The organism is Actinoplanes subtropicus, from assembly GCF_000721705.1.
Classification (GTDB): Bacteria; Actinomycetota; Actinomycetes; order Mycobacteriales; family Micromonosporaceae; genus Actinoplanes; species Actinoplanes subtropicus.
The window spans coordinates 150,671-168,989 of record NZ_JOJL01000011.1; the positions used below are offsets into that span (position 1 = coordinate 150,671).

Annotated in this window: 21 protein-coding genes and 2 pseudogenes; 11 read left to right on the forward strand and 12 right to left on the reverse strand. The window is 71.2% G+C overall.

Features of this window, described 5'->3' with window-relative positions; translation table 11 throughout:
* Position 1 precedes the first annotated feature (1 nt).
* The 4 genes from IH26_RS0117115 to IH26_RS0117130 form a co-directional block, all read right to left on the reverse strand.
* Positions 2-820 carry a carbohydrate ABC transporter permease gene (locus IH26_RS0117115; protein ID WP_030437203.1) on the reverse strand — a complete coding sequence of 273 codons (819 nt, stop codon included), beginning with the start codon at positions 818-820 and terminating at the stop codon, positions 2-4.
* Positions 817-1,767, reverse strand: coding sequence for a carbohydrate ABC transporter permease (locus IH26_RS0117120; RefSeq protein ID WP_030437204.1), 951 nt, complete (start codon positions 1,765-1,767; stop codon positions 817-819). Before IH26_RS0117120 ends, IH26_RS0117115 begins: the two co-directional genes overlap by 4 nt.
* On the reverse strand, positions 1,767-3,143 hold the full coding sequence (locus IH26_RS0117125; RefSeq protein ID WP_030437205.1) for an ABC transporter substrate-binding protein: 1,377 nt from the start codon (positions 3,141-3,143) through the stop codon (positions 1,767-1,769). The genes IH26_RS0117120 and IH26_RS0117125 overlap by 1 nt, the downstream gene beginning before the upstream one ends.
* A gap of 87 nt (positions 3,144-3,230) precedes the next feature.
* Positions 3,231-4,244, reverse strand: coding sequence for a LacI family DNA-binding transcriptional regulator (locus IH26_RS0117130; RefSeq protein WP_030437206.1), 1,014 nt, complete (start codon positions 4,242-4,244; stop codon positions 3,231-3,233).
* A gap of 150 nt (positions 4,245-4,394) precedes the next feature.
* On the opposite strand from IH26_RS0117130, the gene IH26_RS0117135 reads away from it, so the two are divergent.
* Entirely contained in the window at positions 4,395-6,368 is a 1,974-nt protein-coding gene (locus IH26_RS0117135) for a glycoside hydrolase family 32 protein (RefSeq protein ID WP_030437207.1), read from the forward strand.
* Here IH26_RS0117135 and IH26_RS57930 read toward each other — a convergent pair.
* Positions 6,331-6,909: a YciI family protein gene (locus IH26_RS57930; RefSeq protein WP_084598875.1), complete on the reverse strand. Its 579-nt coding sequence runs from the start codon at positions 6,907-6,909 to the stop codon at positions 6,331-6,333. The two genes, IH26_RS0117135 and IH26_RS57930, sit on opposite strands and share 38 nt — an antisense overlap.
* Positions 6,910-7,116: 207 nt before the next feature.
* Between IH26_RS57930 and IH26_RS0117150 the strand changes: the two genes are divergently transcribed.
* Together IH26_RS0117150 and IH26_RS0117155 are read left to right on the forward strand one after the other, a co-directional pair.
* The gene (locus IH26_RS0117150; protein ID WP_157437229.1) at positions 7,117-7,353 is read left to right on the forward strand and encodes a hypothetical protein; all 237 of its coding nucleotides are present in this window, start codon (positions 7,117-7,119) and stop codon (positions 7,351-7,353) included.
* A 50-nt stretch (positions 7,354-7,403) separates the two neighbouring features.
* Positions 7,404-8,417, forward strand: a complete 1,014-nt coding sequence (locus tag IH26_RS0117155; protein WP_030437209.1) for an NADPH:quinone reductase — start codon at positions 7,404-7,406, stop codon at positions 8,415-8,417.
* 1 nt (position 8,418) lies between these two features.
* On the opposite strand, the gene IH26_RS0117160 is transcribed toward IH26_RS0117155, so the two are convergent.
* The 5 genes from IH26_RS0117160 to IH26_RS0117180 are packed head-to-tail and all read right to left on the reverse strand — an operon-like array spanning position 8,419 to position 10,188.
* Entirely contained in the window at positions 8,419-8,751 is a 333-nt protein-coding gene (locus tag IH26_RS0117160; RefSeq protein WP_030437210.1) for a YnfA family protein, read from the reverse strand.
* The gene (locus IH26_RS0117165; protein ID WP_030437211.1) at positions 8,748-9,011 is read right to left on the reverse strand and encodes a hypothetical protein; all 264 of its coding nucleotides are present in this window, start codon (positions 9,009-9,011) and stop codon (positions 8,748-8,750) included. Before IH26_RS0117165 ends, IH26_RS0117160 begins: the two co-directional genes overlap by 4 nt.
* Positions 9,008-9,421: a MerR family transcriptional regulator gene (locus IH26_RS0117170; RefSeq protein ID WP_030437212.1), complete on the reverse strand. Its 414-nt coding sequence runs from the start codon at positions 9,419-9,421 to the stop codon at positions 9,008-9,010. Before IH26_RS0117170 ends, IH26_RS0117165 begins: the two co-directional genes overlap by 4 nt.
* Positions 9,421-9,723, reverse strand: a complete 303-nt coding sequence (locus IH26_RS0117175) for a hypothetical protein (protein ID WP_030437213.1) — start codon at positions 9,721-9,723, stop codon at positions 9,421-9,423. Before IH26_RS0117175 ends, IH26_RS0117170 begins: the two co-directional genes overlap by 1 nt.
* Before the next feature lie 42 nt (positions 9,724-9,765).
* Positions 9,766-10,188, reverse strand: a complete 423-nt coding sequence (locus tag IH26_RS0117180) for a nitroreductase family deazaflavin-dependent oxidoreductase (RefSeq protein ID WP_030437214.1) — start codon at positions 10,186-10,188, stop codon at positions 9,766-9,768.
* A gap of 82 nt (positions 10,189-10,270) precedes the next feature.
* Between IH26_RS0117180 and IH26_RS53635 the strand changes: the two genes are divergently transcribed.
* A complete protein-coding gene (locus tag IH26_RS53635) occupies positions 10,271-10,771 on the forward strand; it encodes a MarR family winged helix-turn-helix transcriptional regulator (protein WP_051808219.1) in 501 nt (166 codons plus the stop codon).
* Positions 10,772-10,860: 89 nt separating this feature from the next.
* Here IH26_RS53635 and IH26_RS64215 read toward each other — a convergent pair.
* Positions 10,861-11,112 (reverse strand): annotated as a pseudogene (locus IH26_RS64215) (alcohol dehydrogenase catalytic domain-containing protein); the annotation flags it as partial.
* 7 nt (positions 11,113-11,119) lie between these two features.
* Here IH26_RS64215 and IH26_RS64220 point away from each other — a divergent pair.
* Positions 11,120-11,212, forward strand: coding sequence for a DUF6766 family protein (locus tag IH26_RS64220; protein ID WP_342668288.1), 93 nt, complete (start codon positions 11,120-11,122; stop codon positions 11,210-11,212).
* A gap of 1 nt (position 11,213) precedes the next feature.
* Here IH26_RS64220 and IH26_RS0117200 read toward each other — a convergent pair whose 3' ends face one another.
* Positions 11,214-11,537, reverse strand: coding sequence for a hypothetical protein (locus tag IH26_RS0117200; protein ID WP_030437216.1), 324 nt, complete (start codon positions 11,535-11,537; stop codon positions 11,214-11,216).
* Positions 11,538-11,721: 184 nt separating this feature from the next.
* On the opposite strand from IH26_RS0117200, the gene IH26_RS0117205 reads away from it, so the two are divergent.
* From IH26_RS0117205 to IH26_RS55885, 6 genes and pseudogenes are all read left to right on the forward strand, one after another.
* Positions 11,722-12,033 (forward strand): CU044_2847 family protein, encoded by a 312-nt coding sequence (locus IH26_RS0117205; protein ID WP_051808220.1) that lies wholly within the window; start codon positions 11,722-11,724, stop codon positions 12,031-12,033.
* A 13-nt stretch (positions 12,034-12,046) separates the two neighbouring features.
* Positions 12,047-13,891 carry a VMAP-C domain-containing protein gene (locus tag IH26_RS0117210; protein ID WP_030437218.1) on the forward strand — a complete coding sequence of 615 codons (1,845 nt, stop codon included), beginning with the start codon at positions 12,047-12,049 and terminating at the stop codon, positions 13,889-13,891.
* Complete coding sequence (locus IH26_RS0117215) at positions 13,881-14,873, forward strand: AAA family ATPase (protein ID WP_030437219.1); 993 nt, start codon at positions 13,881-13,883, stop codon at positions 14,871-14,873. The genes IH26_RS0117210 and IH26_RS0117215 overlap by 11 nt, the downstream gene beginning before the upstream one ends.
* A 2-nt stretch (positions 14,874-14,875) precedes the next feature.
* Positions 14,876-16,312: pseudogene (locus IH26_RS63900) on the forward strand (SAV_2336 N-terminal domain-related protein); the annotation flags it as partial.
* Positions 16,313-17,137: 825 nt separating this feature from the next.
* Entirely contained in the window at positions 17,138-17,695 is a 558-nt protein-coding gene (locus tag IH26_RS0117220; RefSeq protein ID WP_425394385.1) for a GTP-binding protein, read from the forward strand.
* A 35-nt stretch (positions 17,696-17,730) separates the two neighbouring features.
* On the forward strand, positions 17,731-18,138 hold the full coding sequence (locus tag IH26_RS55885) for a YidB family protein (RefSeq protein ID WP_051808221.1): 408 nt from the start codon (positions 17,731-17,733) through the stop codon (positions 18,136-18,138).
* The last annotated feature ends 181 nt before the right edge of the window (positions 18,139-18,319 follow it).

The window sequence follows — 18,319 nt, forward strand, 5'->3', positions numbered from 1 at the left end:
CTCAGCGGAAGGAGCCGGCCACGATGCCCTCGACGAAGTACCGCTGGGCGGCGGCGAAGATGAGCACACTGGGGATCAGCGCGATGACCACGCCGGCCAGGACGATCGAGACGCTGCCGGTGCCGAAGTAGCCCCGCAGCGACACCAGGCCGAGCGGCAGGGTGAACTTGGAGCTGGTCTGCAGGAAGATCAACGGCCGGAAGAACTCGTTCCAGTACGCGGCGTAGGTCAGCACCGCGAGCGTCGCCATCGGCGCGAACGCCATCCGGGCGTAGATCCGGGAGAACACCTGCCAGTGGCTGGCGCCGTCGACCCGCGCGGCCTCGCCGAGCTCGCGCGGCATCTGCAGGAAGTACTGCCGCATCAGGAAGGTGCCGAACGCGCCGGCCACCGCGGGCAGCACGAGCGACAGCCGGCTGTCGGTCAGGCCGAAGTACCTGATCAGCAGGAACACCGGGATGATGGTGGTCTGCAGCGGCACCATCATGGTGGCCAGGATGATCGCGAAGAGCGCCTTCTGCCCGCGGAAGCGCACCATCGCGAAGGCGTAGCCGCTCATCGTCGAGGTGATCAGCTGGCCGGCCACGATGAGCCCGGTGACCACGACGCTGTTCCCGATGAAGGTCGCCAGCGGCACCTTCTCGAAGGCGTCCCGGTAGTTGGACCACACCGGGTGGGTGGGTATCCAGTGCGGCGGCAGGTCGAACGAGCTCGCCGGGGTGCGCAGCGAGGTGCTGACGGCCCAGGCGATCGGGGCCACGACCAGCAGCGCGGCGACGGTCAGGACGAGCACGGAGAGCGCGGCTCGGATGCGGCTCACGAGTAGAACACCCACTTCCGGCTCACCGTGAACTGCACGGCGGTGATGAGCAGCAGGATCAGGAACAGCAGCACGGAGATCGCCGAGGCGTAGCCGAACTGGAGGTTCTGGAAGGCGGTCTGGTAGACGACCAGCACGGTGGTGTAGGTGGCGTCGCCGGGGCCGCCCTTGGTCATCACGTACGGCTGGTCGAACAGCTGCATCGCGTTGATCAGGCCGACCACGCTCGCGAAGAGCACCGTCGGGCTGATCAGCGGGAGTTTGATCCGCCAGAACAGCCGGGTGGGGGTGGCCCCGTCCACCCGCGCCGCCTCCAGGATGTCCGGCGGCACGGCGCCGAGCGCGGCGACGAACAGGATGAACGTGAAGCCCAGCTGCTGCCACACGGCGACCAGCACGATCGTCGCGGTGGCGCCGCCGGTCGAGCTCAGCCACGGCACGGCCGGCAGGTGCAGCATCGTGAGGTAGTAGTTGATCACCCCGAAGTGCTGGTCGAACAGGTAGCTCATCACGATCGAGATCGACGCGGCGGAGGCGAGCAGGGGCAGGAAGAACGCCGTACGGAAGATGGTCCGGGCGATCTTCGAGCGGCGCTGGGCGACGAGCAGCGCCAGGCCGAGGCCGAGGCCGACCTGCAGGGCCACGATGGCCACCGCCAGGCCGAGGGTCACCGCGAGCGACTTGGTGACCGTCTGGTCGTGCGCCAGCGTCCGGAAGTTGCGCAGGCCGACGAACTCGGGGCTGCTGATGACGTCCCACTTGAACAGCGCCAGGACGAACGAGGCGACGATCGGGCCGGCGGTGAAGACGAACACGGCGATCAGGGACAGCGAGGCCATCGCGTAGCCGAAGGCGGCCTCCCGGCGGGCGGCGCGCCGCCGGGAGGTGCCCGGGGTGGCCCGCGCGCCGCTGGTGTGCGGCGCGCGGACCGGGGTGACCGTGGACATCAGCCGGCCTTCGCGGCGGTCTCGAGGTCGGCCTGCAGCCCGTCGAGCGCGGACTGTGCGTTGCCCGAGGCCATGGCCTGCGTGGTGCGCTTGTTCAGGGCGATGGCCATGGCGTTGTAGTACGGCGGGGCCGGGATCGGCGCGGTGTTGTCGAACTTGGTCAGCGTGTCGTAGAAGACGTGCCAGTTCTTGGGGCCGGTATCGGCGTACTTCTGCGGGGTCATCATCGACTTGCGGGTCGGCGTGCTGGCGTTGCCGGGGATCAGCAGGTCGATGGTGGCCGGCTGGACCAGCGTCTTGAGGAACTCCCAGGCCAGGTCCTTGTTCTTGGACGACTGGAAGATGCCGTAGCCGGCCGTGCCGAACAGGTGCCGCTGGGTCTTCCACTTCGGGAAGTACTGCACGTCGAAGGAGCCGTCGGCCATGCCGGCGTTGTGCAGGCCGCCGGCCCAGAACCCGCCGCCGATCGCCGCGCCGATCTTGTTGCTCGCGAACAGGCCCTGCAGGGTGTCGCCGCCGCCGACGTCGGGCTGCGGCGACAGGCCCTGCTTCTGCAGCTCGATCATGAAGTCGAGGGCCTCCACGGTGGCGGCCGAGTTCGCGGTCGGGTCGCCCCACTTCCAGCCGCCGCCGCGGCCGGCCGCCGCCGGGTCGCCGGGGTAGAAGGTGTTCCACAGCCAGTCGCCGCCGTCCCATTTGCCCTCGGTCAGCAGGTTGCCGCCGTTGGCGTACATCCAGGAGGTCCAACTGCCCCACAGCCGGACGACCCAGTCCCAGCCGACCACCCCGCCGCCCTTCGCGGAGATCTTCCGGGCGATGGCGGTGAAGTCGTCCTTGGTCCAGGTTTCGGCCGGCTGGTCCACGCCCGCGGCCTTGAACAGCGAGGTGTTGTAGAACATGTTGCCGGCGTTGAAGTCGGTCGGCAGCTCGAACAGGTGCCCCTGGTACATCATCGCCTCGATCAGCGACGGATGGACGTCGGCGAAGAACGGCTTGAGCTCGCTCGCGTCCCGTTTCACGTACTCGTCGAGCGGCTGGGCGAGGCCCTTCGCGGCGAACAACTGGAGGCCCTCGGTCGCGACGCAGGCGATGTCCGGGGCGTTTCCGGCGGCGATCTGGGTGAGCAGCTTGCTGAAGAAATCGTTCCAGTCCGTACCGGAGGTCCCGGTGAACTTCACCGTGACGCCCGGATGCGCCGCCAGGAACGGTCCGGCCGCCTTGGCCGCCTTGTCGGCCGCGCTCTGGTCGCCGAAGAACGCGACGTTCAGCGTCTTGCCGCCGGACGAGCCCGACGACGATCCGGAGGAACAACCGGCCAGCAGGGCCGAGGCGGCGCCGGCCTGCAACAACAGGCGCCGGGAGATCTTTGCGGTCATGCGTGTACCCTTTTCGTATCTCTCGGGAATCGCAGGAGGACGACCGGTGCTGACGGTCGCCTGGGTGAGAGCTTCGCCGTCCCGAGGTCAGAGTCGGGGCGGCGGAGCAACCGATGCCCTTGTCACCAAGGGGCACCGCAACAGTTCGTGCGCGGCGGGGGAGACCTTGCCGAGCAGCAGTTCGACCGCTCGCGCCCCCATTTCGTAATGTGGCAGGGCGACCGTGGTCAACGCGGGAAAAACGCCCTCACAAATCAGTTCCTGATTGTCGAATCCGATGACCGACAGGTCGGTGGGAATGGCGAGCCCGAGCTCGGCCGCGGCTCGATAGGCGCCCATCGCCATCCGGTCGTTGAAGCAGAACAGCGCGGTCGGCCGCGGGTCCCGCCGGAGGATCTCGCGCGCCGCGCGGTAGCCGCCGGCCGTGTCGCACAGGTCGGTCACCACCAGGCCCGGGTCGAAGGCGACGCCCGCCTCGGCCAGGGCCCGCCGGTAACCCGCCAGCCGGCCGCCGGTGGCCGGGATCGGCTCCGCGTTGTTGACCAGCCCGACCCGGCGGTGGCCGTGGTCGAGCACCGCCCGGGTCGCGGTGTAGCCGCCCTGCTCCTCGTCGGGCACCACGGACGACACCGCCAGATCGTCGGAGCGGCAGTCCAGCAGCACCGTCGGCACCGCGCCGAGCCCGTCGGGGACCCGCACCACCCGGTGCGACATCGCCGCGTACAGCACGCCGTCGACCTGGCGCTGCAGCAGCACCTCGATCTCCTTGCGCTCCAGCTCGGGATCGCCGCCGGTGTTCAGCATCAGCAGCAGCAGGCCGCGCGCAGCGGCCGCCTCCTGCGCGCCGAGGATGATGCGCCCGGCGAACGGCGTGGTGGCTATCTCGTCGCTGACGAACCCGATCGTGTTCGACCGCTGCAGCCGCAGGCCCCGGGCCAGGTCGTTGGGGGCGTAGCCGAGCCGCTTGGCGGTGTCGACCACCCGCCGCCGGGTCTCCGGACTGATCCGCTTGCCCGCCACTTCGTTGAGGATGTGCGACACGGTCGTCACGGAGACGGCGGCCGCCTCCGCCACGTCCTTGATCGTCACCCGCCCGGCCATCGCCTGCCCAATCGTTTTGCCAATCCGTTGCGACGAGATTGCACCGTCCGGCCGCGCCTGTCAACAGCCGTTAACGGCCGTTGACAAAACGATTTGCCACGTTCACAGTGTGACGCACTCCACTGAAAAAACGTTTGGGCAGGTGTACGCATGAGGACAGCTCTCTTCGCGGCGGCCGTGCTGCTGCTCCCGTCGGTGCCGGCGCCGGCCGTCGCGGCGGCGGCGACCACCACCAGCTATCGGGCGGTGTACCACAACACCGTCCCCGGCTACTGGATGAACGACCCGCAGCGCCCGGTCTACCTCAACGGCCAGTTCCAGTACTACTACCTGTACAACGACGACTACCCGGCCACCGACCACACCAGCTGGCGGCGGGCCACGAGCACCGACCTCGTGCACTTCACCGACCAGGGCGTCGCGGTCCCCAAGGACACCACCGTCAACGGCAGCATCTGGTCCGGCTCGCCCGTGGTGGACACCGCCGGCACCGCCGGTTTCGGCAAGAACGCGGTCGTCGCGCTGGCCACCCAGCTGGACGCGACGAACAACGCCCAGGCCCAGTTCCTCTGGTACTCCACCGACGGCGGCGCCAGCTTCCGCCCGTACGGGACGGCGCCGGTCATCCCCAACCCCGGCCGGGCCGACTTCCGCGATCCCAAGATCATCTGGGACGCCGCCCGGAGCCGCTGGGTCGCCGTGCTGGCCGAGAACGACCGGCTCGGCTTCTACACCTCCACCAACCTCAAGACCTGGCAGAGCGTCGGGGAGTGGGTGATGCCCGGGTACGGCGTCCTGGAGTGCCCCGACCTGTTCGCCATCACCGCCGGCGACGGGACCACCAAGTGGGTCCTCGCCGCCTCCGCCAACGGCAAGGCGATCGGCCAGCCGAACACGTACGCGTACTGGACCGGCACCTTCACCGGGAGCGGCTTCCAGCCGGACAACGCGGCGCCGCAGTGGCTCGACCACGGCTGGGACTGGTATGCCGCCGTCACCTGGGAGAACCCCGCCAAGCCGAAGACCAGCCGGTACGCCATCGGCTGGATGAACGACTGGGACTACGCCGCGAACACGCCCACCTGGGCCAACGACGGTTTCAACGGCACCGATTCGGTCGTCCGGGAGATCCAGCTCGAGCATCAGGCCGACGGCAGCTACAGCCTGGTCTCCCAGCCGGTCGCCGGACTCGACAGCCTCGCCACCAGCACCACCGACCTGGGCACCGTCCAGGTCAACGGAAACGTCCCGCTGAGCTACTCGGGCGACGCCTACGAGCTCACCGCGGACGTCAGTTGGACGCAGCTCGACAACGTCGGGCTCCAGCTACGCCGCTCCGCCGACGGCACCCGGCATGCCGACACCGGCGTCTACCACGACTACGCGTACCTCAACCGCGGTAACACCGGCAACCCCGACACCTCCGGGCGCTACCTGGAGAGCCGGACCCCCGTCGACCCCGGGCGCAAAAATGTCAAGCTGCGCATCCTCGTCGACCGCACCACCGCCGAGGTCTTCCTCGACGACGGCCGCTACGTGCACTCCAGCGAGGTCTTCGCCCCGGCCGGCGACAACGGCATCGCCCTGTACACCGACGGCGGCAGCGCCACCTTCAGCAACCTGACCATCAAGACCCTCGGCCCGATCAGCACGCCGGCCACCCCGACCGGAACCGTCCTCGGCGACTTCGAGAACGGCAGCTACGGCGGCTGGACCAGCACCGGCACCGCGTTCGGCACCGCGCCCGCCACCGGAACCCTCCCCGGCCAGCAACTGGTCAGCGGCTATCTGGGCAGCGGCCTGGTCGACAGCTACCTCGGCGGCGACGCCGGCACCGGCACCCTCACCTCGCCCGCCTTCACGATCAGCCGCCGCTACCTGAAATTCCTCCTCGGCGGCGGGAACCACCCCAACAGCGCCGGCAACGCGACCACCGTCAACCTCATCGTCGGCAACCAGATCGCCCGCACCGCCACCGGCCGCAACGAGGAATACCTGCGCTGGACCACCTGGGACCTCGCCGACCTGCGCGGCAGGAGCGCCCGGATCGAGCTGATCGACAACAACACCGGCAGCTGGGGCCACCTCAACGCCGACCAGTTCCTCCTGACCACCTCGCCCTGACCCTCAGCCGGGCGGGGCGCAGCCGGCCGCGCGGTCCAGCAGCAGGGTCCGCTCCCGCTCGTTGCGGGTCAGCGACGCCGCCCGCTCGAACTCCACCCGCGCCTCGGCGGGCCGGCCCAGCCTGGCCAGCAGGTCGCCGCGCACGCTGGACGGCAGGTGGTAGTTGCGCAGGGCCGGCAGGGCGACCAGTTGGTCCAGCAGACCGCCGGATCTCGATGTTGGTCGGCGCGGCGCCCGGCGGCTGGATCGGGCAGCGCTTGAACCACTCGACGCACTCCTCGAGCGTCTTGGTTTCGACCAGGAAGAAGCCGCCGACGAGCTCCTTGGTCTCGGCGAACGGCCCGTCCACCACGGTCTTCTTCTCGCCGTCGAAGTAGATCCGGGCGCCCTTGGCGCTGAGGTGGATGCCCTCGGCGGCCAGGAGCACCCCGGCGTCCGTCAGCTCCTGGAGGAAGCCGCCCATCGTGGCGATTTCCTCGGTGCTCGCGGGGCGACCCGCCTCGCTGTCCGCCGTGGCCTTGGTGATAACCATGAAGCGCATTGCTGTCTCCTCGGATCGGGATGCCTCTCACCTAGGCGTCGATCGGCGGCCGGCCCACTCGACACCCTGCCAGAAAGTTTTCCGGCGCGATCGGGGTCGGGCGTACGGAGGAGGATCGGTGCCGTTCCGGATGGATCCCGGCACCCGCCGTGCAAATGCACGTGCATCCGCCTGTGCCGACGCACGTCCCGGTGCAATGCTGTTCCCATGGCGCGGGATGATGCGGAACGGCGGGTGTGGACGTTCGACGAGAACGACTATCTCTACGGCGCCGGTGCGCTGTTGATGATCGTCGAGAGTGTGGACTGGTCCCGCCCGCGGGTCCGGGACGGCGAGACCTGGTACGACGTGCAGGGGGTCGAGGTCACCTCCGACGGCCGGGTGGTCGGTCCGCGCCTGACCACCGTGAAGGCCAGCCGGCTGCGGACCACCAAGCACCACTAGGGTCTGGACTCCGCGCGCGGCGGAGCGCGAACCTGCGTACCCTGCGACGGATGAGAGCCATCGTCTACCGCGACAACGGCGGCCCCGAGGTGCTCGAGCTGGTCGATCGCGAGCCGGCCGAGCCCGGCCCCGGCCAGGTGCGGGTGCGGGTCGCGGTGTCCGGGGTGAACCCGACCGACTGGAAGACCCGCTCCGGCGCCACCAACCCGAAGCTGTACGCCGAGGTCACCCCCGGCCTGGACGGCGCCGGCGTGATCGACGCGGTCGGCCCCGGCGAGGACCGGAGCCGGATCGGCGAGCGGGTGTGGCTGTTCCTGGCCGGCGCCGCCCTCCAGTTCGGCACGGTCGCCGAGGCCGTCGTGGTGCCCAGCGACCGCGCCGTGCCGCTGCCCGCCGGCGCGAGCTACGAGCTGGGCGCGGCGCTGGGCGTGCCCGCGCTCACCGCGCACCGGGCGCTCACCGTCGCCGAGGGCGGGCCGAGCCGGCTGCGGCCGGGCGCGCTCGACGGCAAGGTGGTGCTGGTCGCCGGCGGCGCCGGGGCGGTCGGCCACGCCGCGATCCAGCTCGCCCGCTGGGCCGGCGCCACCGTGCTCACCACGATCAGCGGCCCGGAGAAGGCCCGGCTGGCCACCGCCGCCGGCGCCCACCACGTGCTCAACTACCGTGAGGGCGACCCGGCCGCCGAGATCCGCAAGATCGCGCCGGGCGGGGTCGACCTGATCGCCGAGGTCGCGCTGGGTGCGAATCTGGCCCTCGACCTGGCGGTGCTGCGGACGAGAGGGACCATTTCCACGTACGCGAACGACGGCGCCAAACGCGTCGAGCTGGACGTGCGGCAGAACATGACGCTGAACACCCGCTTCCAGTTCCTGGTGCTCTACACGCTCGGGTCGGAGGCGCTGGCGTTCGGCGCCGAGGACGTGGCCGCCGCGGTCGCCGACGGGGCGCTGCCGGTCGGCGAGGAGCACGGGCTGCCGCTGGTGCGCTTCCCCCTTGCCCGCACCGCCGACGCGCACCGCGCCGTGGAGAACGGCGCCGTCGGCAAGGTGCTGATCGAGACCTGAATCAGGACCTGGGGGCGTACATGATGACGGCCACCCCGGCCAGGCAGATCAGCGCGCCGATCAGGTCGTAGCGGTCGGGGTGGTAGCGGTCGACGGCCATCGCCCAGCCGAGCGAGCCGGCCACGAAGACGCCACCGTACGCGGCGAGGATCCGGCCGAAGTTCGCGTCCGGCTGCAGGGTGGCGACGAAGCCGTACGCCCCGAGGGCGGCGACGCCGGCGCCGATCCACCAGAGGCCGCGATGCTCCCGGACGCCCTGCCAGACCAGCCAGGCGCCGCCGATCTCGGCCACGGCGGCGACCACGAACAGCAGCAGGGACCGGATGATCGTCATGCCTCATGGGAGCACACGGTTCCCTGGCAACCGCAGCCGCAGGTGGCCGCCGCCCCGGCCGAGCAGCGGCGGTGCAGCCACCAGAGGCCGAGCGCGACGACGGCGAGCCCGGCCGCGACCGCGATCAGCGTCTGGCGCAGGAGCGCCGCCCCGGTGGTCGTGACCACGCCGGCCGCGATCAGCGGCGGCAGGGCGCAGCAGGCCGCGCAGGCCAGGCCGGCCAGCGCCCCGGTGATCCGGCCGGCGACGGGTGCGCTCATCGGGGCGCCCCGATGGTCAGGACCGGGATGGGGCAGTCGGCGCAGGTGCAGTTGGTCAGGCTGTCGCAGCGCGCGTCGACCACGGCGGTCAGCGTGCCCCGGATCGCGGTCAGGTCCGCTATCCGGGCGTCGATCTCGGCGATCTTGTCGATCGCCCGTTGCCTCAGGTCCGGGGTGGGGTGCCGGCGGCCGGCGGCGAGCAGGTCGGCCACCTCGTCGAGGGTGAAGCCGAGCCGCTGCGCCGCCTTGATCACGGTGAGCAGGGCGACCGTGTCCGGCGGGTAGAGCCGGTGGCCCCCGTTCGACCGGGCCGGCTCGGCGACCAGGCCGCGCCGCTCGTAGTACCGCAGCGTCTGGATGTTGACGCCGGCCCGCTCGGCGACCTCGCCGGTGCGCAGACCGCCGGGCATCAGGCCGGCACCGCCCGCGCGACCAGGGCGGCCAGGATCTCGGCGTACCGGTCGGGCACCCGGACGTCGAGCGTCAGGTCGTCGCCGTCGGTCGTGATCGTGAAGGCGAAGAACGAGCAGCACTCGGTCTCGCGGGCGGTCAGGTCGCGTACGGTCGCCTCGAGGCCGGCCGGCCCGCTCAGGTGCAGCCGGGCGTGCGCCGGGCCGAGGGTCTCGACCCGGCGCACGGCCGCGGCGAACAGGTTGTCGAACTCGGCGAGCCGGAACGGCCGCTCGGCGGTGGGCAGGGTGCAGGGGTCCATGCCCTCGACGGTAAGCCTGTACCCAGGTACCGGATGCAACCCCTATCGGACGCGGTGGAGCGCCAGGACCGGGATGGTGCGGACGCCGGCGGTCTTCTGCGCGTACTCGGCGAAGCCCGGATACCGCCGGGCCTGCTCGGCGTAGCGCTCGTCGCGCTCGGCGCCGGTCAGCTCGCGGACCTTGACCGGGTAGGTCTCGGTGCCGCGCTCGACGGTGCCCTCGCCGGCCGCGAGCAGGTTGTGGTACCAGTCCGGGTGGGTCGGCGCGCCGCCCTTGGAGGCGAAGATGTACATGATGTCGTCGTCGTCCTCGTCCGGGAGGTACATCAGCGGGCTGACCAGCTCGCGCCCGCTCTTCCGGCCGCGATGGTGGATCAGCACCATGGGGGCGCCGTCGAAGTTCCCGCCGACGCGGCCGTCGTTCGCCCGGAACTCGGCGATGATGGTCGTGTTCCAGTCGCTCATGAGATGATCTCTCCGGTTCTGGTGTAGTTCATGCCCTAGATAGTACAGATCACGAACCTTACTTCGGCGGTACGATGGCGCCATGCCCGCGAGCAGTCCATCCGAGCCGGAGGCCGACGCCCTCGCGCTCATCCAGCTCTCCGGGCTGGTGCAGGAGACGTTCGCGCGGGTGGCCGACAAGCACGAGTTGACCCCGGTGCAGGGCCGCATGCTGTGCGTGCTGGCGCGAAAGCCGTACGGGATGGCCGAGCTGGCCCGGGTCTTCGGCGTCGGCAAGGCGAATCTGACCGGCCTGATCGACCGCGCCGAGTCGCGCGGGCTGGTCGCCCGCTCGCTGGTGCCGGGCGACCGGCGGGCGATCCAGGTGCTGCTCACCGACGACGGCCGCCGCGCGGCGCGGGCCTTCCACCAGGAGGTCACCGCGGAGCTGGCGGCCTACCTGGACCCGCTGCCCTCCTGCGAGCGGGCGGCGTTCCGGGCCGCCGCGACCACCGTCGCCGGGGCGGCCGGCCACTGCGCCGCCTGGGATCCCGCCACGCCGACGCCGCGAGCCGACCCGGTCACGGGTTCAGCACGACCTTGACGCGGCCGTCCTGCTTGCGCTTGAAGATCTCGTCCGCGTGCGCCGCCTCCTCCAGCGGCAGCCGATGGGTCACCGGATCGCCGACCCCGCACCTTGATCGGGCCGAAGTGGGCCTGCGGCACCCGCAGGTACTCGGCCTGACCGCCGGGGACCTGGCCGTAGAGCTTGGTATAGCCGAACAGCGCGGCGCCCTTGTGCTGCCCGTACACCTGGGTGGTCTCGCACTGCGCGAAATAGCCGCGCGCGCACATCCAGCAGTCGCCGCAAGAGATGTTGAACGGGATCACCACCCGGTCGGCCGGCTTGATGTGGGTCACTCCGGTGCCGACCTCCTCGACGATCGCGTCGATGGCGATCCTCTCGATCTACCTGCGGCAGCGCGGCTCGTCGCAGTCCAAGGCGGTCGGCGCGGCGAACGCCGTGACCGGCGACGAGGACTGAATCAGCGGGCCAGCGCGCGCTCCAGCTCCGCCTTGGTCATCGACGAGCGGCCCTGGATGTTGCGCTTCTTCGCCTCGTTGTACAGCTGCTCCTTGGTGCGTCCCTGGGCGCCGGTGTGCGACCGCTTGCCGCCCCGGTGCCCGGACGACACGTCCTTGAGCGAGGACCGGCTGGCCGTCTTCGACTCGCCGGCCCGCGCCCGCTCCTTGTTCACGGTGCGCGCGGCGATCTCCTTGGCCCGCTTGGTGGAGCCGCCCCGCTCCTCGACGCTGTCCTTGATGTGCTCGTACTGCCGCTCCCGCTTGGGGCTGGATCCCGCTGGCATGACCGCCTCCCGGTTGTCTTGTCGTACGCCATCTGGATCCCCGGATCGGCTCGCCTGAAACGTCGATCGCCACCTGCGGCCGTGCCCGGTTGTCAAGACAATCGTCCGAGAGCCGCCAGAAAAGGGCGGTGGATTCGCGGCCTGGATAGCCTTGTCCGTCCCCAACTCAACGGTGAGGGTTTCGATGACGGAGCTGATTCAGATCGAGTTGCCCGACGGCGACATCGTGTGGGCGAGGGTCGCGGCCGAGGGGCCGAGCGATGTGGGCATCGGGGACCGGGTGTTGCCGCTCAAGGGCCTGACCGAGACCGTACGGTCGGTGGTCTCGAATGTGCGGAAGGGTCTGGACGGCGTGCCGCCGGACGAGCTCACCGCCGAGTTCGCGGTGGAGCTGGCGCTGGCGGAGGGTGGCGTTGTCGCCGCGCTCGTCGGTCTGCAGGCCAACGCGTCGGTGAAGATCACCGCGACCTGGTCGGCGAACCCGCCACAGTCGTAAGACGGCGAGCCACGTGGAGGCGTCCGACATCCCCGCACGGTTGCTGCTCGACTGCCTGGTGCGGATCACCGGCGAGAGGATGACGGGCAGCGGGTTCCTCGCGGCGCCCGGACTGGTGGTGACGTGCGCGCACGTGGTGGGCCGCCGCCGTACCGTCGCCGTCCGGCACGGCACGTCGGAGTGGGTGGGCGAGGTCCGGTACGCGTCCGCCCCGCCCGGACGCAACGAACTGTGGCCGTACCCGGACCTGGCGATCGTGGAGATACCGGCCGGCGCCGGCCCCCGAGCCTGCGCCTGGCTGGACCAACGGCTGCCGGCGATGCGATCGCATCTGCAGGTGGTGGGCTTCTCCGATGTCTATCAGCCGGAGCTGCGCCAGACCTCGGCGTCGCCGACGTTCGACGGACTGCACGATCTCGGTGGCCCGATGCTGATGCTGGGCGACCGCGAGATACCGGCGGGCATGTCGGGCGGGCCGGTGCTGAACCTGGCGACCGGCGGGGTGTGCGGTGTCGCCAAGGCCAGCCGGCTCAAGGGTGCCGCCATGGGTGGCCTGGCCGTGCCGATCTGGGCGCTGCGCGAGACCGACCCCGCGATGTACCGGCGGTTGATCCGGGCACACGATCGCTTCTTCGCCGAGGAGCGGGAATGGTCTGCCGCCAGCGACAAGCTCGCGCCGGCGAAGTCGCACCGGCTGCACCAGGACGAGGAACGTCAGCTGCGCGGGATATTGGCCGGGCTGCCGGTGCCGCCGGATCATCAGGACCGGTTCGTTCGCGCGGTCGGCCGGGAGTGCTTCGCCCCGCAGCGGCGGCTGGTCGACAGCGCCGACGTGATCACCGAGCTGGCGGTTCAGCTTCCACCTCCGCGGGGAGAACTGCCCTACGTGCTCCGTTACGCCGCCGATCTGGCCAGGGACCTGACCGGGAGGGACGCCCAGGCGATCCGCGACTGGGTTCTGCTCACGGCTGGACGGCTGCGGCTCGGGAAGGAGGCGACCGCCCGGTTGGCCGACGGAGCCGAGTTCGACGGGCCGTCCTCCCTGATGGTCCGGATCCGGCCGGTGGGGTCGGACCACGCCCGGTTCGAGGTGCGGATCTGGCGTTACTTCGACGCGTCGGCCGTGATCCCGGTGCCGCTGGAGAGCACGCCGCTCGGCATGACCGAGGCGATCCAGCTGGTGCGGGACGAACTGCCCCGGCAACTCGCGGCCATGGCACCGGACTGCGGCGACATCACGGTCGAGCTGTTCCTGCCCCCGGAACAGCTGGAGGAGGACTTCGAATCCCGGCCGCTCTGGCCGGAACAGCCCTGGTCCGCGCTGGGACGCAAGCACGCCGTCCTGGTCCGCGACCAGTCCCGCCTGGACAACGACCGGATCGCGCCGGAGTGGCAGAAGCGGTGGGCGGCGGGCGCCGGCCGCGACCTCGGGGCCGACGCCGACCAGGTGGCCTGCACCGACCGGCGCGGTCACGAGGCGGTGGAGGGCTGGCTGGCCGAGGACTATCGCCGCTGCGTCCTGGTGTTCGCCTCGTCCCCGTTCGGTTCCGGGAACCGGCCCGCGGTGGAGGTCGGTCTGCACAGCGGGGTTCCGGTGATGATGTGGCGCCGCGGCCACTGTCCCGACTGCCCCGACGACGGCTGCCCCGGCGAGTCGTTCGTGCGCCGGCTTCGCGAGGCGCTGTCCGGCGTCGGTCTCGCCGAGCTTCCCGAACGTGTGCGCCGGCTGCGTGCCCAGGCCGCCGGCACGACGTCGGCCGACCATTGCGGGGCCGACCTGGTGCTGTTGTACGACGACCCGTCGCGGCGGCCGCCGCGCGACCGGCTTGTCCGCCCTGAGGAGAACAATGACGACTGACCGCTGGCGGATCTTCACCGGCACCGGCGATGTCCACGACGGGATCGAGCGCCTGCCGGAACCCCCGCCGTGGCGCCGGTTCAACGGGGAGCCGGTGGCCGCGTTCGACCGGACCCCGACGACGCCGCACGGGCAGCGACGCACCGCCCTGGCCACCACCTATCAGGCCGATCCCAGCACGATCGACCTGGTCAACACCGCGTTGTACCTGCGCCGGCCGCTGCTGGTCACGGGTGAGCCGGGCGTCGGGAAGTCCACCCTCGCCTACGCGGTGGCGCACGAGCTCCGGCTCGGCGCGGTGCTGCGCTGGCCCATCACCAGCCGGTCGACGCTGCGGGACGGCCTCTACCGGTACGACGCGATCGGGCGGGTGGAGGACGCCAGCACCGGCGACGCGGCCGACGGCCACCTCGGGCGATACCTGCGACTCGGTCCGCTCGGCACCGCCCTCGTGCCCTATCCGATCCCCCGCGTACTGCTCGTCGATGAGATCGACAAGAGTGACTTCGACTTCCCCAACGACCTGCTGAACATCTTCGAGGAGGGTGAGTACGAGATTCCCGAGCTGGCCCGGGTCGCCGACACCACCCCGCAGGTCTGGTTGCAGCCCGCCGACCAGGGCCCGAAGGTTCTGGTCAACCAGGGACTGGTGGCCTGCCGGGAGTTCCCGCTGATCATCATGACGAGCAACCAGGAACGCGAGTTCCCGGCCGCGTTCCTGCGCCGGTGCGTGCGGCTGGACCTGCCGTCCCCGGACCACGCGCGACTCGGCGCGATCGTCGCCGCGCACCTGGGCCCCGACCGGGCCCGCAGCAGCGAGGACCTCATCGCCACGTTCCTCGCCCGCCGGGAGACCGGCGAGATGGCCACCGACCAGCTGCTCAACGCCGTCTACCTGCTCGACCGGGCGGCCGGCAACGACCACGGCGCCCGACGGCACCTGGCCGACCTCATCCTGCGCCAACTGAACTCGACCGCCTGACGATGTCGATCGACCAACTGCGGCTGGTCCTCGCCGCCGCCGGCCTCGAGCTGGACCCCTATCAGCTCAGCGACGCGCTCTGGCTCGCCGGGCACCTCCCGCGGACGGAGGCGGTCACCGCACCGCGAGGGCCCGGTGGCGTGGACGTGCCGCGGGCCGGCGGTGCCCAGCAGCCACCGGCGGCGACGGAGCCCCCGTCGCCGGCGGCCGATCCGGCCGGGCCCGACGATCCGGCCGACGCCGCGGCGTTGCATGCTCTGCTCCCGAGGCGCCCCCCGGAGGTCACCGGTGTCGGCGAGGAGCCGCCCTCCGAACAGGCGGACGCCGCGCCGGCGCACACCGTGCGGGTGTCCCCGCACCGGACGAGCCTGTCCACGCTGGAGTTGTTGCGGGCGTTGCGGCCGCTCAAACGGACGGTGGTGGCGCGCGACGCCACGGAACTGGACGAGGACGCGACCGCCCAGTGGTACGCCGAGCACCGCCGGTGGCGCCCGGTCACCCGGCCGACCGGCGACCGGGCGCTGGATCTGGCGCTCGTGGTGGAGAAGGACCCGGCCGGGCTCTGGACCGGCCTGAGCGCCGAGCTCGCCGAGCTGTGCCGCCGGCTCGGCGCGTTCCGCACGGTGTCCGTCCACACGCTGGTGGTGGATCCCACCGGGCACAGCCAGGTCACGCCGGACCGGCGTTCCGGCGCCGTGCACAGCCCACACCAGTTGCTCGACCCGGCCCGGCGCACCGTCGTCCTGGTGGTCAGCGACTGCGTCGCAGCGGGATGGCAGCACCCCGGCATCCATCGGGTCCTGCGCCGGTGGGCGCGCCGGGGGCCGGTGGCGATCCTGCAGCCTCTGCCCGAACGGCTCTGGTCGCGCACCTGTCTGCCACCCGTTGCGACCCACGTCACCGCGACCGGGTTCGCCCGCCCCAACGGGGAACTCACCGTGCGGCGCCGGGACTACCCGTGGCGGCGGCCGCGCCGGGAGCGCTACGCCATCCCGGTACTGGAGATCAGCCCCTCCTGGTTGAACCCGTGGGCGAGGCTGGTCGCCGGCGTCGCCGAGGGCGGCGTCGACACCGCCGTGGCGATTGTCAAGCCGGCCGGCGGCAGCCTCGCCATCGCACCGCTGCCGGCGCCGCGGACGCCGCCCCTGCAGCGCGTCCTGCGGTTCCGCGCCGAGGCGTCGCCGGAGGCCTACAAACTCGCCGGGTACCTGGCCGCCGCCCCCTTGCACCCGGCGGTCATGCACCTGGTCCACGGCATCATGCTGCCCGCGCCGGACCCCGCTCATCTCGCCGAGGTGCTCTACGGCGGCCTGGTCACGCCGGTGCCGTTCGCCGGCCCCGAGCCGATGTACGACTTCCTTCCCGGCGTACGCGACGTCCTGCTCGGGACGCTTCGCACCGACGAGGTGGCCCAGGTCCTCGACGACGTGTCGTCCTACATCGACAGGTCCGCGACCGACGCGCCGGCCATCGCGACACCCGGCCCGGACGGACCATTGCGGATCTCGCCGCTCAGCCGGCCCTTCGCCCGGGTCCGGGCGCAGGTTCTGCAGCGGCTCGACGGCAGGACGGAAGCCCAGGCCGCCGAGGAGGTGGCGGCCACACCGGAACGCCGGCCCGGGCCGCCGGTCACCAGCCTGCAGCACCCCGGCTCCCGCGTCCTGCTGATCGGCGACAGCGCGACGTATCCGCGGCTGCTGCCGGAGACGATGATCGAGCACGCGCAGGTCCGGCCGGAGGCGATCACCCAGTTGACCGGTCTCACCACGGCACAGCTCCTCGATCGCCTGCGCCGGGCGGCCCGCGAGACCTCGGGTCTGCTCTTCGTGCACTGGAGCGCACCGGCGGCGCACCAGGGCGACGGCCGCCGGCTGATCGCGACCAGTGACGGCTCGGCCGACTGGGACGAGGTGCTCGACGAGCTGGAACGAAGCGTCACCGGCGCCGCCGTCGTCATGCACACCGGCGACGGCCTCCGGTTGCGCCCGGGCGGCGTCGTGTCCGGCAAGGTCTATCAGCTGTCCACGCGGCCGCACCACATCGCCGACTTCGAGCACCTCCTGATCCACGGTCTGGCCGGCGGCCCGCCGCAGCTCTCGATCGAGGACATCTACAGCGGTCTGCACGGGGCTTCGCTGATCGGCGGCCGCGTGCCGCCGTCCCGGGTCGGTTCCGGGAACCGCATCGTCATCGTCCCCAACCGGGCGGAACAGCCGCCGGAACCGCCGGAGAGCCCGTCCGAGACGGTCTCCTGCAAGGTCACGATCTTGGGCGGATTCGGTGTGGGCAAGACCACGTCGATCGGCGCGATCTCCGAGATCACGCCGCTCACCACCGAGGCCGTCATGACCAACGCCTCCTACGGCATGGAAGACAATCGTCATGTGCCGGCCAAGGTGACCACTACGGTCGCGATGGATTTCGGCCGGTTGACCCTGGACCGCGACATCGTCGTCTACCTTTTCGGCCTGCCCGGCTCGACCCGCTTCTGGTTCAGCTGGGACGAGATCATTCGCGGATGCCTGGGTGCGGTGGTTCTCGTCGACACCCGGCGACTGGCCGACTCCTTCCCCTTCATCGACTACGTGGAGCAGCGAAACCTGCCCTTCGCGATCGCCGTCAACTGCTTCGACGGCCGGCAGCTCCACACGCTCGAGGATGTCCGTGAGGCGCTGGCCATCACCCCGGAGGTCCCGGTGGTCGCCTTCGACGCCCGCGACCGGTCCGCGGTGCGGCGCGTGCTGATCACGCTGCTCCAGCACGTCCTGCGCCCGGTGCCGGTATCCGGCGATGTCACAGATCGGGGGCCTGTCCGGTCTTGACGGGCGACGCAGCCCGTACCGAATGGAGACCGATCATGAGTGACGTCCGCAAGCTCGCCACCCTGCTGGACGACCCCGAGGTGCGTGACCTGGTGCGCGGGCTGGCCGGCAACCGGCCGGCCCGGCTGCGGGCGATCGTGCTGGAGCTGGCCGTGACCACGACTCCCGAGCAGTACCGCAGCTGGCTCGACGACGGCGAGCGGAACCACGCGATGACCACCGGCCAGGTGCGGGCGGCGGTCGGCGAGGAGCTGCTCGGCGACCTGGCCGACGCCGGCGGCAGCACGCCGGGCGCGGTCGCCTGGCAGCTCGCCGGGATCCTGCCCGACCTGGTCGACGCGGTCACCCCGGGCGGCCGGGTGCTGGAGGCCGACGTGCTGGCCCGGGAGCTCGGCCAGGTGACCGCCGAGGACGACCTCGAGGCGGGCGTCTTCGGCGAGTGAGGGGAGCGCTCATGTAAGGAGCTCCGGTACTTGATCAGTCCGGGGTTCCAGGGTTGCATGAGCATCCCGGTTGGTCCGGTGGGTGGCGTCGCGTTGGGCTCTGAGGATTAAGCCTCGTTCGGCTGATTGCCACCGCTGGTCTGGCCACGGATGCCCCGGATGAGGGAAGTGGGCCGGTCCG